Source organism: Sinorhizobium sp. B11 (assembly GCA_039725955.1).
Lineage (GTDB): Bacteria > Pseudomonadota > Alphaproteobacteria > Rhizobiales > Rhizobiaceae > Rhizobium.
Map to the genome: position 1 here is coordinate 3,239,246 of CP091034.1, position 13,701 is coordinate 3,252,946.

Sequence of the window (13,701 nt, forward strand, 5' to 3'; positions counted from 1 at the left end):
CAATGTCGCGGGAAATTTGAGTGAATTTTTTAAGGCAATCACTGGCTTGCAACTTTGCTGCATTGCAACAATCTGGGGCGCGTGTTAGGCGCTGGTGAGTTTGCCATACGAATTTGGATTTGCGCCGATGAGGCATACTGTTTTCTGCGTATTGAGCGCCCTCATCACCATTGTTCTCGCCCTCGTTTCGCTCCGTTATCTTACCGATTTCTGGCTGCTTTCGCTCGTTTACAGCTTCCAGGTTCATCTCAGCATCATCTGTGCTGTCGGTGCCGTTATTGCCCTCTTTTTCAAGCGGCACTGGTATGGGTTCCTGATGCTGGCGGTGGCAACCTTCCTGAATATCCATGGCGTCATCATGCTGCGCGAATTCGCCGGCAAGCCGCCTTCGGAGAACGCCCCTCGCCTTTTCCGGCTCATGTCCTTCAATATCGAGAATGACAATTTTGAAAACGGCGGGCGGATTGCTGATGCCATTCTGGCCTCGGGCGCCGACGTGGTCGACATCATGGAGGCCGAGCCGGTCTTCGCGCAGTTGCCACGGCTTCAGCAGCTCTATCCCTACCGGATCGGCTGCGATGCGAGCGCGACATGCGATACGCTCGTGCTGTCGAAACGTCCCTTTGCCCGGCAGGAGATCCGCGACATCGGCGAGCTTTGGAAACAGCGGCTCGTGTCGATTTCGATCGACTTCGACGGGACGCCTGTCGATCTCCTGTTTCCCCATCTCTCCAAGCCGTATTTTGATGATTTTCAGGCTGACGAGCTCGAGGATCTCACCGCTTTCATGAAGCCTCATACCGGCGCGCTGGTGGTTGCCGGAGATTTCAATTCTTCAATCCTGGCGCCGACCATCCAGCATTTTTTGCGCGGGACGGGACTGAAGACGGATTTCCCGGAACCAACCACCTGGCCCGTCAGCGCCGGCTCCTTCGGCATCAGCATCGACCATATCTTCGCAAGGACGCCACTGCTCATCCGCTCGACGAGCCGGCTGGAAGACAGCTTCGGCTCGAACCATTACGGCCTAGTCAGCGATTTCGTTCGCGAACACTGAACGCGTATCGTCGTCGTCGGAAGCGAGGAAGCCGCCGGACTGGCGTGCCCAGAGCTCGGCATAAAGGCCGCCCTGTTTCAGAAGCGCATCATGCGTGCCTTCCTCGATGATCTTGCCGCGATCAATCACGACAAGCCTGTCGAGCGCGGCGATGGTCGAAAGCCGGTGAGCGATCGCAAGCACCGTCTTGCCTTCCATCACGCGATTGAGGTTCGACTGGATCGCCTCTTCCACTTCCGAATCGAGCGCCGAGGTCGCCTCGTCGAGAACGAGGATCGGCGCATCCTTCAGCATCACCCGTGCAATGGCGATACGCTGACGCTGGCCGCCCGAAAGCTTGACGCCACGTTCGCCGACATGGGCGTCAAAACCCTTGCGCCCCTGCTGGTCTCGCAGCCGCTCGATGAAATCGAGCGCCTCGGCGCGTCTGGCGGCCTCGACAAGCCGTTCTTCACCGGCATCAGGCCGACCGAACAGGATATTGTCCCGCACGGATCGATGCAGCAGCGACGTATCCTGGCTGACCATGCCGATCTGCATGCGCAGCGATTCCTGGGTGACGCCGGCGATATCCTGCCCGTCGATCAGGATGCGACCGCCTTCGAGATCGTAGAGGCGCAGGAGAATGTTGACGAGCGTCGATTTGCCTGCACCGGAGCGGCCGATGATGCCGACCTTTTCGCCCGGACGGATCGTCAGCGAAAATTTGTCGATGACGGCATTCTCCTTGCCGTAATGGAAAGACACGTTCTCGAAACGGATGCCTGGCTGCTTGATGACGAGTTCTTTCGCATCGGGGCGGTTGACGAGATGCAGCGGTTGGGAGATCAGCTCGGCCGCGTTCTGGATGGTGCCGAGATTGCGCATAATGCCGTTGAACTGCGTCATCAGACGTCCGAGCAGGAAGTTCAGTCTCAGAACCAACGTCAGCGAGAAGGCGACGCCCCCGGAGCTGATCAGTCCGCGCAGCCAGAGATCCACACTGATTCCGGCCATGGTCACGATCATCAGGCCCGAAAGCAGCGCCATCGAGGCGCGCACGCCGGTGATGAAACGCGTGAACTGCAGCACCGTGTCCTGATATGCATTGAAGCCATTGAGCATGTAGCGATCGCTCTCTTCGTCGCGAGCAAAGAGCTTCAGCGTCTGGATATTGCTGTAGGCATCGACGATCCGGCCATTGAGCAGCGAGGCTGCCTCAGCGGTTTCGCGCGAATGATAGCGGATACGCGGCACGAAATAGCGGGCAAGCACGCTGAAAGCCACCAGCCAGAAGAGCACCACCGCAGCCAGTGAGAAATCAAGCTGCCCGACCAGAACCAGCGTGGTGACGGCATAGATGCCGACGAACCAGACGCTTTCCATCAGCGATGTCACGAGATCGCCCGTCGCCTGGCCCGCTGACCAGACCTTGGTAACGATGCGCCCGGAAAAATCGCTCTGGAAGAAGGCGAGCGACTGGCGCGACACATGCAGATAGGACTGCCAGCGCGCAAGATTATAGAAACCGGGCGTAATCACCTGCTGGTCGATGAGCGCAATCAGGAAGGCGACGACGAAGCGAACGATGCCGATCAGTGCCAGCATGCCGAAGATCTCGCCGCCATGGGCAGCCAGAAGCGTGCTCCAACCGGCTCCCGGCTTGATCGTGCTGAGGATGTCGACGAGCCTGCCGACGAACCAGAAGAGCGCCGCTTCGATCGCAGCCGACATGCCCCCGAGGATCAGCATGGCGATAAACGGCCACTTGGCCTGGCCGATATAGAAAGCGATGAATCCAAATGTACTGCGCGGCGGCTGAAGATTGTCGCGAGCGCGGAAGGGATCTATCCAGGTTTCGAACAGGCGAAGGATCGGAGTGAGCAGCATCACCGCGATATAGGCCCGTTCAGAATTGTGGCAAAGAGAATATAGGGCCGCCAAAACCTTATATTTTGGTAATGATCGGTAATATCGGCGTCATCACCATTGATACGGGTGGCAGCGACCACGATCTCGTGCCATGATCGCTACTTACCGGAGACCGCGGATATGGAAACGAAAACGCTCAATGCGCATCTTCCGCTTCCCCTTGCGGAAAAGCTCGACGCCCTGGCCGACGCGCTCGATGTGCCACGCGACAGCATCGTGACGGAGGCGATCGCGAGCTGGATCGAACGGGAAGAGCGGCAGCGCATCTTCACGCTGCAGTCGCTTGCCTCGAACTCAATCATGGTAGTGGAACATCATCGCGTCATCGACTGGGCCGACAGTCTCTGCGCAGATCGGGTCCGCACGCTCTAGCGATATGGCCGGACAAGGAAAAGCCCTCCCCGCTCATGCGGGAAGGGCTTTTTTATTGGGCTGCGACTTCAGCCTCTTCCTCGTGATCGGCGAGGAAGCCGCCGGACTGGCGGGTCCAGAGGTCGGCATAAATGCCACCGTGGCTCACCAACTCGGCATGTGTGCCGCTTTCGATGATGCGGCCCTTGTCGAGCACGATCAGCCGGTCCATCTCGGTCAGCGTCGACAAGCGGTGGGCGATCGCGATGACGGTCTTGCCTTCCATCAGTGCGAAGAGGTTTTCCTGGATCGCCGCTTCCACTTCGGAATCGAGCGCCGAGGTCGCCTCGTCGAGCACCAGGATCGGCGCATCCTTCAGGAAGACACGCGCGATCGCGATACGCTGCCTCTGGCCGCCGGAAAGCTTGACGCCGCGCTCGCCGACCTGTGCATCCAGCCCCTTGCGGCCCTGCATGTCGACAAGCCCTTCGATGAACTCCCAGGCGTTGGCCCGCCTTGCCGCCTCGATGATGTCCTCGTCACTCGCATCCGGGCGACCATAGGCGATGTTGTCGCGGATCGAGCGATGCAGGAGCGAGGTATCCTGCGTCACCACGCCGATCAGCGCACGCAGGCTGTCCTGCGACACGGCAGAAATATCCTGTCCATCAACGGTGATGCGCCCGGACTCAAGATCGTAGAACCGCAGGAGCAGGTTCATCAGCGTCGTCTTGCCAGCACCCGATCGACCGACGAGACCGACCTTTTCGCCGGCTCGGATGTCGAGCGACAGGTTCTCGATGATGCCCTTGCCCTTGCCATAGTGGAAGCCGATCCGGTCGTAATGGATCGCACCCTTCTTCGCCGTCAGTGGGGCGGCGCCCGGCTTGTCGACGATATCGTGCTGCTTCGACATCATCTCCATGCCGTCATAGACGGTACCGATGTTTTCGAAGAGCGCGGAGATTTCCCACATGATCCATTGCGACATGCCGTTGACGCGCATCGCAAGACCAATGGCGATGGAAATCGCGCCGACCGAGATCGTACCGTTCAGCCACAGATAGATCGACAGGCTGGAGATGACGAACAACGAGATGCAGTTGTTCAGATAGACGCTCATGTGAAAGAGCGTCACCTTGCGCATCTGCTGGTGAACCGTATCCAGGAACCCGTCCATGCTTTCCCGCGCATAGACCTCTTCACGGCCGGCATGGGAAAACAGCTTCACGGTCGCGATATTCGTATAGCTGTCCACCACGCGACCAGTCATCAGCGAGCGTGCATCGGCCTGCTGCGCCGCGATCTTGCGAAGCCGCGGCACGAAATAGGCAACGATACCGATGTAGATACCAAGCCAGGCGAGGACGGGCAGCATCAACCGCCAGTCGGCGGCCGCGATGATGACGATCATCGACAGGAAATAGGTCACGACATAGACGAAGACGTCGAGGATCTTCATCACCGTTTCGCGCACGGCAAGCGACGTCTGCATGACCTTGGTGGCGACGCGTCCGGCGAACTCGTTGGCAAAGAAGGTCATGCTGTGACGCAGCAGGAAGCGGTGCATCTGCCAGCGCGCGATCATCGGGTAATTGCCGAGCATCATCTGATGCATGATAAGCGAATCGAGACCGGCAACGAGCGGCAGGCCGATCAGCACCAGAGCACCCATCCAGATGAGCTTGTGGCCTTCGTTCTGCAGGAAGGTCGCGCGGTCGGCATTCGTCAGCCAGTCGACGATATCGCCGAGGAACTGGAACAGCGCCACTTCGCCGATGGCGATCGTCGCCGTCAGAACGGCCATGAGCGCAAGCCATCCCGCCGCCGGCTTCGTATAGTGCCAGCAGAAGGCAAAAAGGCCTTTCGGGGGAGCAACGGGCTCCTCGCTCGGAAAGGGATTAAGTCGCTGCTCGAACCAGCCAAACATGAAAATCGCTCCGGAATTTCCGCGTTCCGGCCCCGTCTTCGCGCCCGCACGGACGCATGCAAGCACATATGGGAACCGGAGGCTCAAGGGGCGAGGCCATAACGGCCGCGCAATGAATCAAATGGGCAATTAGGGAAGAAAAGCGCTTTATACGCGCCAGATCACCAACAGCGGCATCACAGGCGGGAGACGCATCTGCACAAAGATATCCATGTCGGCGCTCCCTGTTGGCGATTGAAGATATGCACCGATAACGCGAAAATGCCCAAATTTCCAGCCCCGCAGCATCGGAAAATGACCATCAAATGGTCAAAAAACGTCCTGTTGCGTCAAAATCACAGTTCGGATAGGCCATTTTTGTATCATCGCAACGGACAACTTCCCATGGCAGACCTCAGGCTTGCGCTCTACCAGCCCGATATTCCCGGCAATACCGGCACAATCCTGCGCCTAGCCGCCTGCCTTGGCTTTGCAGTTGACATCATCGAACCGGCCGGCTTCGACATTTCCGATCGCAACCTGAAGCGCGCGGGCATGGACTATCTGGCCGCTGCCGCACTGACACGCCATGTCAATTGGGAACGCTTCGAGGAATGGCGTGCAGCCACCGGCCGCCGCCTGATCCTCGCCACGACGAAAGCATCGCAGCGCTACACGGATTTCGCCTTCCGCACCGACGATATCCTGCTCTTCGGCCGTGAAAGCGCCGGCGTGCCCGATCACGTGCATGAACGTGCCGATGGGCGCCTTCTGATCCCAATGGTGGAAGGCCAGCGTTCGATCAACCTCGCCGTCTCCGCCGCAATGATAACAGGCGAGGCAATGCGCCAGACCGCCTGGTCGTGAACCTGCACCCATGCCGATGCTTGGCGGCCTTGATGTCGCAAACACCGCTTTGAATCGACGGAAAATCGCCTATATTAATTAGCCAGGCAATCAATAAATCTGCACAAGCGGTGAGATTCCAATAATTTACTCGACTGCGCAAATGTAGAATCGGGAAAAGCTTCTCAAGAAGAAGAAAAAGACCAGGACCATGGAATCCACAATCGTCATGATCAATCTGTTCGGCGCGATCGCGCTGCTGCTCTTCGGCCTGGCACAGGTCAAGGACGGCGTCACGCGCGCTTTCGGAGCACGTCTGAGGACCGGGCTTGCAACCGGCACGGCGAGCGGCCCACGCTCGATCCTGTCAGGCTTCCTGGCAACCATCGCCCTTCAGAGTTCGACGGCGACGGCCCTGATGACGGCGTCTTTCGTGGAGCGCGATCTCATCAAGCCGCGCATGGCGCAGATCGTGTTGCTCGGCGCCAATGTCGGAACGGCTGTGACCGCCTGGATCGTCGCAACCGGCATCGAGTGGCTGTCGCCGCTTCTCATCCTCCTCGGCATCGTGCTCTATCGCGGCAAGTCTGCTGCCCGCCACGGCGGAGGTGCGGCCATGATCGGCATCGGCCTGATGCTGCTCTCCCTGCATCTGCTCAGCAACGCGACGGAACCGATGCGCAGCTCTCCGGCGCTGGCCGCCTTCATCGGCCTTCTCGGAGATGCCTGGCCGGTAGCTTTGGCCCTTTCGGCGGCCCTCGCCTTCATCTCGTCGTCTAGTCTCGCCGTCGTCGTGTTGATCCTCTCATTGGCCTCGACCGGCATCGTCTCGCCTGAACTGATCGTCATTCTCGTGCTTGGAGCCAACCTGGGCGGCGCAATCCCGCCTGTCATCGCCACCCTTTCCGGTCCGGCATCGGCAAGGCGGGTGACGCTTGGCAATCTTATCGTTCGTACGGCCGGCTGCCTCGTGGCGTTGCCGCTTGCCGGCTACGCGGCGCCGCTCCTCGAAATGCTGCCTTTTGGCCCTTCCAAGCTGCCGGTCGATACGCATCTGATCTTCAATATCCTGCTCGCAGCCGTCGCGTGGCCCTTTTCCCCGATGCTTGCCGCTTTGACCAGCCGCCTCGTGCCCGACGATGTTCAGCCGGATCAGGGGCCGAAGTTTCTCGACATGCAGGAATTGTCCACACCCGTGGTGGCGCTTGCGAGTGCCACCCGCGAAGTGCTCGGTGTCGGCGACCTGATCGAACGCATGCTGATGCGCAGCTCGGAAGCTTTCCAGCACAACGACATGTCGAAGCTGGCCGAGATCCCATCTCTCGAGAAGAGGGTCGATCTCCTGCAACAGGAGGTGAAGATCTATCTTTCCAAGCTCGGCCGCGTCGGCCTGAGCGACGAGAATGCACGGCGCTCGATCGTCATTATCGACTACGCGATCAATCTCGAGCACATCGGCGACATCATCGAGAAGGGCCTGCTGGAACAGGTCGGCAAGAAGGTCTCGCTCGGCCTGAAATTCTCGGAGGATGGTTACAGGGAACTGCACAAGCTGTTTGACCTGACGATCGACAACTTGCGCGTCGCGCAGACGATCTTCGTCACCCGCGACTTCAACCTTGCCAAACAGATGATGGAAGTGAAGGTCGAAGTCCGCCGCATGGAGAAGCAATCTGCCGAGCGGCATCTCGAGCGGCTTCGTGACGGGCGTGCCGACAGCCTGCAGACCAGCTCACTCCATCTCGACATGCTGCGGGATCTGAAGCGTATCAACGCTCATATCGTCTCGGTAGCGCACCCGATCCTCGATGAAAGCGGCTTGCTGATCGAAAGCCGTCTGCGCGATGCGGCGGAATAAGGTCAGTCGGCGGATGGCAGGCGGCGCATGGTGAATTCGATCTGGTCGCCTTCAAGCTGGCGCCAGCTCTCCACCTCTGTCCAGTAGGCAGCTTTGGGATATTCATCGAACCATTCGCGCGCCTTGGCGCGGGCTTCCAGAAGCCCCATCCGATAGGTCTCGCGGACGAAGTGATCTTTCTGACGGGCGGACGCTTCTGCCCGATGCTTTGCGATCCTGCGCTTCAAGCCTTCAAAGGGCGGAGGCCCCGGAATTTTCGCCATAAAACCTACCTCTTGAACGAAAGGTAGTATCGAAATCGCCCCTTTGCGAGTCGAATCTTGCAAGCCCTTGCAGCTACCTCCCTGTGCTGGCGGGCGCCTGCTGCACCTGCTAAACGATAGTCATAATCAGGAAAGAGCGAATCGCATGGAAAGACCGGAACTGCCGATCGGCCTGCCCGAAGACATAGAGGTCAAGAAGACCGCCGCCCGAACATGGTTCGAAGGATTGCGCGACACGATCTGCTCTTCCTTCGAGGCACTGGAAGATGAACTCGAAGGCCCGCTATCCGATCAGGAGCCAGGCCGTTTCGTCGCCAAGGACTGGTCGCGCGAAAACGGTGCGGGTGGCGGTGGCCGCATGTCGATGATGGAAGGCCGGGTTTTCGAGAAGGTCGGCGTGCACACCTCCACCGTCTACGGCGAGTTCTCACCGGATTTCCGGGCGCAGATACCAGGCGCCAGTGAGGATCCACGCTTCTGGGCGTCAGGCATTTCGCTGATCGCCCATCCGGTCAATCCCAATGTGCCGGCCGTTCACATGAACACCCGCATGGTGGTCACCACCAGCCGCTGGTTCGGCGGCGGCGCTGATCTGACCCCGGTGCTCTCTCGCCGCCGCACGCAGGAGGACGAGGACACGGTGCTCTTCCATAAGGCCATGGAAATCACCTGCCGCAACCATGCGGTCGCCGATTACGATGCCTACAAGAAATGGTGCGACGATTATTTCTTCCTGAAGCATCGCAACGAAGCGCGTGGCGTTGGCGGCATCTTCTACGACTGGCTGCATTCCGCCGAGGAAGCCGGCGGCTGGAATGCAGATTTCGCCTTCACGCGGGATGTCGGCCGGGCCTTCGCCATGGTCTACCCCAAGATCGTCCGTTCAAACTTCAACAAGGAGTGGACGGAAGCCGACCGTGACGAACAATTGATTCGCCGTGGTCGCTACGTCGAGTTTAATCTGCTCTACGACCGGGGAACGATCTTCGGCCTGAAAACCGGCGGCAATGTCGAATCCATTCTCTCTTCGCTGCCACCCGTCGTGCGCTGGCCATAAGCCAGCGCCAAGCGTGCGGGCAAAGACCGGCACGCTGATAAATTTGAAACACAATTCCGGTAAAATCGCGTTGAAAGGCCTTCATCAGAACTGAGTGCGTCCTAAATTAGCTTCTGTGCGTTACAATCGGAGGAGGATTGTCATGACGGTACAAAGCAGCCCCCCTGCTTCTGCAGGTGTTCAGGAAACGTCCCGCGCAATCGAAGCGCCCGAGTTTCTAACGCGCATCGCCGAAGACTTGAGAGCGAAAAGCGGCTCCGACCTGCCGCTGTCCTGCTTTGTCGAGCAGGTGAAATTGCAGCTCGCAGGCGGCAAGACCCCGGAAGAACTTGAACAGCAGGCAACAGGTGCGGCCAACAGCAACAAGCCCGCACACCTTTCGGACACTTACATGGCCTGGGCAATGCCCCACCAATAACAGAGCCTTTCGGCCGACTTCCAGGTCGGCCGGAGTTTTCCTCCGCCGGAACCTTCTCCATTGCCGCACATTCCCCAGTCGCGCGAAAGCGCGATGGTTCTGCATTTCAGAAACAGGAGAAGACCATGCGACTTTTCGAATGCGGTACGCTCGTTCCCGGCTGCGATTGGCACACAAGGGCCGATAATGATGCTGAAGTTGTTCGCCGCGCCGTCGAACATATGAGAACCGCCCACGGCGAAACGACCATTCGCGAAAACATGGTGGACAATATCAAGGCCCGCATCCGCGACGAGGCGAACGCGGCCTGACCTCAACCTGCAATCTCCGAGAGCCGGGCGAGCAATGCCGCCCGGTCGGAGACGAAATTCTCTTCCACCCACTGGTTTTCCAGGGTCGACAGGATTTCGCCGACCTTCGGGCCGGCCGGTATCCCTGTGGCCATCACGTCCCCACCATTCAACGGAAACTGCGGTTTTTTCCAGATACGCGCATGATCCAGAAGCTTTGAAAGCCGCGCCGAACGGCTCATCTCATCAAAACTGCCATTCTCTGCCTTGCCGCGGGCAACGCCAAGCGCCAGCTTCAGCCGCACGACGATACCGTCTGGGCCGTCTCTGTAGAGCAGCTTTTCGAAGGCTGCGGCGGAAATCTCGTCATTGACCGGAGCAGCCTTCGCCCAGGCCCGCAAATAGGCCGCTTCCGTATTTGAGAATTTCAGCCGTGCGGCCAATTCCTCCAGCCGCGCGGCATCGGGCGGGACGATCGAGGCAAGCCGCAGCAGGGGATCAGGCGTCCAGCCCACCGCTTTTTCGGTTGAAACGAGCGCCGGAATGGCATCGATGCCCCATTTCTCCGTTTCCGGCAGGATTTCCGAGAGAACCGCAACCTGTCGCATCCAGAGAAGCGCCCGGCCTGGATCTTCAGCCGAGAGCAGCTTCCGCAGTTCAGACCAGACCCGTTCGGCCGACAGTGTCTTCAGCTTCGACCTTGCAGCCGAAGAGGCCTTCAGTCCCTCCGCATCGGGCCGGCCGGAACCATACCAGGCAAAGAAGCGGAAGAAGCGCAGAATGCGCAGATAATCCTCTTCGATCCGCGTCGCTGCATTGCCGATGAAGCGGATGTTGCGCTTCTCGATATCGGCAAGTCCTCCGACGAGATCGATCACCTCACCCGAGGCATTCGCATAAAGCGCGTTGATGGTGAGGTCGCGCCGCTCGGCATCGGACTGCCAGTCCATGCTGAAAGCGACCTTGGCGCGGCGTCCATCCGTCTCCACGTCGGTGCGCAGCGTCGTCACCTCGAAGGGCCGTCCGTCGATGACGAGCGTCACGGTGCCATGCGCGATGCCTGTCGGCACCGCCTTGATGCCGGCCGCAGCCGCCCGTTCCATCACGGTCTCCGGCAACAGGGTTGTTGCGATATCAATATCGGCGACCGCAAGCCCCATCAGGCTGTTGCGCACGGCACCGCCGACAACCCGCCCTTCTCCGCCATCGGCGTTCAGGAGCGCAAAGACGCGGCCGAGCGCCGGATCCTGAAACCATGGCTGATCGACCACTGAGGTCATGCATAGAGCCTTTCATAGAGCGTGCGGACGATGCCGGCGGTGATGCCCCAGATCATCCATGTTTCATATGGCATGCGATAAAAATGCCGGTCGATGCCATCAACAACGCGCTTGTCCCTGTTGTGATTGGCCGGATTCATCAGGAAGGAAAGCGGCACCTCGAAAACATCGTCCACTTCGATCGGATTGAGTTGCAGTGAGAAGCCGCGCTGCACCACGCCGAGGACGGGCGTAATGCGGAACCCGGTGGATGACAGATAGTTCGGCAACCGCCCGACCGTCTCGACGAAACCGCCGTCAAGGCCGATCTCCTCTTCGGTTTCCCGGATCGCGGCGGTCTCGGGCGAGACATCGTCCGGATCGATCGAACCACCGGGAAAGGCGATCTGGCCGGAATGCTTGCGCAACGTCGACGTCCGCTTGGTGAAGATCACCTTCGCCTCATCGCCATCGTCGACGACAGGCACCAATACGGCCGCATCGCGCAGCTTCAAGGTCTCGGCCAGCGCCACGATATCGGGATTGAGCACATGGTCGCCATGGTCGCGCCAGGCATGGTCGACAGGCGCCCCGACCTGATTGAGCGCGCGGCGGCGGAACTCGGCAGCCGAAAACGGGGGATAGATCCTGCTGATCGCTTCGCTCATCGGGAGGCTGCTTCCAGTTCATCCGCCGGCATGATCGGAAAGATCTCGCCGCCGGAGCGAACGACGAACATATCCCGGCCGGCAACCTCGGCCACTTCGCCGAGTTCTACCATTTCATACATCACGGCGCGTGACACGAGCGCTTCAAGCCGCCCCCGTACATGCAGATAGGGCTTCAGTTCGTGGTCTTTCAAATGTGCTGGCCCATCTCCCGGCCCATGCCCGGGAAAACGCAGAGGATGATCCTTGCCGGCCTCTATGACATCGCCGACGTTGGTGCGGAAGGTCAGAACCTTCTCTCCGTCCTTCTCGCTCGCATTCATCTCGACGGCGACAAAGGGCGCGTCGACGACCCTGATGCCGACCTTTTCCACAGGAGTTACGAGGTAGGTCTTGCCGTCTTCATCTTTCCTCAAAACGGTGGAAAAGAGCTGAACCAGCGGCTGCCGGCCAATCGGGGTGCCCATATAGAACCAGGTGCCATCCGCCCTGATTTCCATGTCGATATCGCCGCAAAAAGGCGGATTCCATTTCTCGACAGGCGGCAACCCGCGCTTTTTTCCGGATTTCGCCTCGGAAGCGCGCGAAATCAGCGCGGCAAGCCCCGCTGCATCCGCCATATGCTTCATTTCCTCGGCTGCCATTCTTCTGTCCCGGTTTGCTCTTAACGAAATAAGTCACGAGATAGTCATTTGAAACAAACTTGTCAGCCCGCAACATCTTCATAACTGTATCGGGTATGAGGCACGCCTAGTAAAATCAGACGATTCGCAGCCGAATGATTTCAGCCGTTGGAGACGCCCGTGGGTATGATCAAGACCGAAGCTAGCCTCGATGAACAGGCGATTGTCGCCGCCGCAGAACGAGCGCTATCCGATATCGCCGCCATCCGCACGGAAGTTTCCAAGGTCATCTTCGGTCAGGAAAGCGTGGTTGAAAATACGCTTCTCGCCGTTCTCTCCGGTGGTCATGCCCTTCTCGTCGGCGTTCCCGGCCTTGCCAAGACCAGGCTCGTGACGACGCTTGGCGAAGTCCTCGGCCTCGCTGCAAACCGCATCCAGTTCACCCCCGACCTGATGCCATCTGATATTCTCGGCTCTGAAGTCATGGACCAGGACGACAGTGGCCGCCGCTCCTTCCGTTTCGTCAAGGGTCCCGTCTTCGCCCAGCTTCTGATGGCTGACGAAATCAACCGCGCCTCGCCACGCACCCAGTCTGCTCTGCTGCAGGCGATGCAGGAATACCATATCACCATTGCCGGCCAGCGTTATGACCTGCCCTCGCCCTTCCACGTTCTCGCAACGCAGAACCCGCTGGAGCAGGAAGGCACCTATCCGCTTCCCGAAGCCCAGCTCGACCGTTTCCTTCTGCAGGTCGATGTCAACTATCCTGAACTTGCCGCCGAACGCCAGATCCTGCTGGAAACCACGGGCCTGACCGAAGCCAAGCCCGAACCGGTCATCAATGCGGCACGTCTGTCCGAAATTCAGACGCTCGTCCGCCAGATGCCGGTCAGCGACACCGTCGTCGATGCCATCCTCTCGCTCGTGCGCTCAGCCCGCCCGGGCCAGGGCAATGCCTCCACCGACAAGCATGTCGCCTGGGGCCCCGGCCCGCGCGCCGGCCAGGCGATGATGCTCTGCGCCCGCGCTCGCGCGCTCTACGAGGGCCGTCTGGCACCCTCGCTCGACGATATCTACGCACTCGCCGAGCCCGTTCTCGAGCATCGCATGGCCCTGACCTTTGCCGCCCGTGCCGAGGGCATGTCGGTGCGCGACGTCATCGCCGGACTGGTCAGGCAGGCAAAGGGATAA

Annotated in this window: 14 protein-coding genes; 8 read left to right on the forward strand and 6 right to left on the reverse strand. The window is 59.6% G+C overall.

Going from position 1 to position 13,701, the window contains the following annotated elements; translation table 11 throughout:
* The first annotated feature begins 127 nt into the window (after window positions 1-127).
* Complete coding sequence (locus LVY75_26175; GenBank protein XAZ22274.1) at window positions 128-1,057, forward strand: endonuclease/exonuclease/phosphatase family protein; 930 nt, start codon at window positions 128-130, stop codon at window positions 1,055-1,057.
* On the opposite strand, the gene LVY75_26180 is transcribed toward LVY75_26175, so the two are convergent.
* Window positions 1,028-2,926 (reverse strand): ABC transporter ATP-binding protein/permease, encoded by a 1,899-nt coding sequence (locus LVY75_26180; GenBank protein ID XAZ25835.1) that lies wholly within the window; start codon window positions 2,924-2,926, stop codon window positions 1,028-1,030. The genes LVY75_26175 and LVY75_26180 overlap by 30 nt on opposite strands.
* Window positions 2,927-3,088: 162 nt before the next feature.
* Here LVY75_26180 and LVY75_26185 point away from each other — a divergent pair, with 162 nt between their 5' ends.
* The gene (locus tag LVY75_26185) at window positions 3,089-3,340 is read left to right on the forward strand and encodes a ribbon-helix-helix domain-containing protein (protein ID XAZ22275.1); all 252 of its coding nucleotides are present in this window, start codon (window positions 3,089-3,091) and stop codon (window positions 3,338-3,340) included.
* A 52-nt stretch (window positions 3,341-3,392) separates the two neighbouring features.
* Here LVY75_26185 and LVY75_26190 read toward each other — a convergent pair whose 3' ends face one another.
* Window positions 3,393-5,249 (reverse strand): ABC transporter ATP-binding protein/permease, encoded by a 1,857-nt coding sequence (locus tag LVY75_26190; protein ID XAZ22276.1) that lies wholly within the window; start codon window positions 5,247-5,249, stop codon window positions 3,393-3,395.
* 384 nt (window positions 5,250-5,633) lie between these two features.
* Between LVY75_26190 and LVY75_26195 the strand changes: the two genes are divergently transcribed.
* Together LVY75_26195 and LVY75_26200 are read left to right on the forward strand one after the other, a co-directional pair.
* Window positions 5,634-6,095, forward strand: coding sequence for a tRNA (cytidine(34)-2'-O)-methyltransferase (locus LVY75_26195; GenBank protein XAZ22277.1), 462 nt, complete (start codon window positions 5,634-5,636; stop codon window positions 6,093-6,095).
* Window positions 6,096-6,285: 190 nt separating this feature from the next.
* The gene (locus LVY75_26200) at window positions 6,286-7,932 is read left to right on the forward strand and encodes a Na/Pi cotransporter family protein (GenBank protein ID XAZ22278.1); all 1,647 of its coding nucleotides are present in this window, start codon (window positions 6,286-6,288) and stop codon (window positions 7,930-7,932) included.
* A 2-nt stretch (window positions 7,933-7,934) separates the two neighbouring features.
* Here LVY75_26200 and LVY75_26205 read toward each other — a convergent pair whose 3' ends face one another.
* Window positions 7,935-8,195: a hypothetical protein gene (locus tag LVY75_26205; protein ID XAZ22279.1), complete on the reverse strand. Its 261-nt coding sequence runs from the start codon at window positions 8,193-8,195 to the stop codon at window positions 7,935-7,937.
* Window positions 8,196-8,340: 145 nt separating this feature from the next.
* Here LVY75_26205 and hemF point away from each other — a divergent pair, with 145 nt between their 5' ends.
* The 3 genes from hemF to LVY75_26220 all read left to right on the forward strand — a co-directional run bounded on the left by hemF (window position 8,341) and on the right by LVY75_26220 (window position 9,981).
* A complete protein-coding gene (gene hemF / locus LVY75_26210) occupies window positions 8,341-9,252 on the forward strand; it encodes an oxygen-dependent coproporphyrinogen oxidase (protein XAZ22280.1) in 912 nt (303 codons plus the stop codon).
* A 142-nt stretch (window positions 9,253-9,394) separates the two neighbouring features.
* A complete protein-coding gene (locus tag LVY75_26215; GenBank protein XAZ22281.1) occupies window positions 9,395-9,670 on the forward strand; it encodes a hypothetical protein in 276 nt (91 codons plus the stop codon).
* Window positions 9,671-9,795: 125 nt separating this feature from the next.
* Window positions 9,796-9,981 (forward strand): DUF1059 domain-containing protein, encoded by a 186-nt coding sequence (locus LVY75_26220; GenBank protein ID XAZ22282.1) that lies wholly within the window; start codon window positions 9,796-9,798, stop codon window positions 9,979-9,981.
* Window positions 9,982-9,983: 2 nt separating this feature from the next.
* Here the strand turns inward: LVY75_26220 and LVY75_26225 are convergent, their stop codons facing one another.
* From LVY75_26225 to LVY75_26235, 3 genes are read right to left on the reverse strand one after another with little or no spacing between them, the layout of a single operon-like run.
* Window positions 9,984-11,240, reverse strand: a complete 1,257-nt coding sequence (locus LVY75_26225) for a CCA tRNA nucleotidyltransferase (protein XAZ22283.1) — start codon at window positions 11,238-11,240, stop codon at window positions 9,984-9,986.
* Window positions 11,237-11,887, reverse strand: coding sequence for a CoA pyrophosphatase (locus LVY75_26230; protein XAZ22284.1), 651 nt, complete (start codon window positions 11,885-11,887; stop codon window positions 11,237-11,239). The genes LVY75_26225 and LVY75_26230 overlap by 4 nt, the downstream gene beginning before the upstream one ends.
* The gene (locus tag LVY75_26235) at window positions 11,884-12,531 is read right to left on the reverse strand and encodes a DUF1285 domain-containing protein (protein XAZ22285.1); all 648 of its coding nucleotides are present in this window, start codon (window positions 12,529-12,531) and stop codon (window positions 11,884-11,886) included. The genes LVY75_26230 and LVY75_26235 overlap by 4 nt, the downstream gene beginning before the upstream one ends.
* 159 nt (window positions 12,532-12,690) lie before the next feature.
* Here LVY75_26235 and LVY75_26240 point away from each other — a divergent pair, with 159 nt between their 5' ends.
* Window positions 12,691-13,701: a MoxR family ATPase gene (locus LVY75_26240; protein ID XAZ22286.1), complete on the forward strand. Its 1,011-nt coding sequence runs from the start codon at window positions 12,691-12,693 to the stop codon at window positions 13,699-13,701.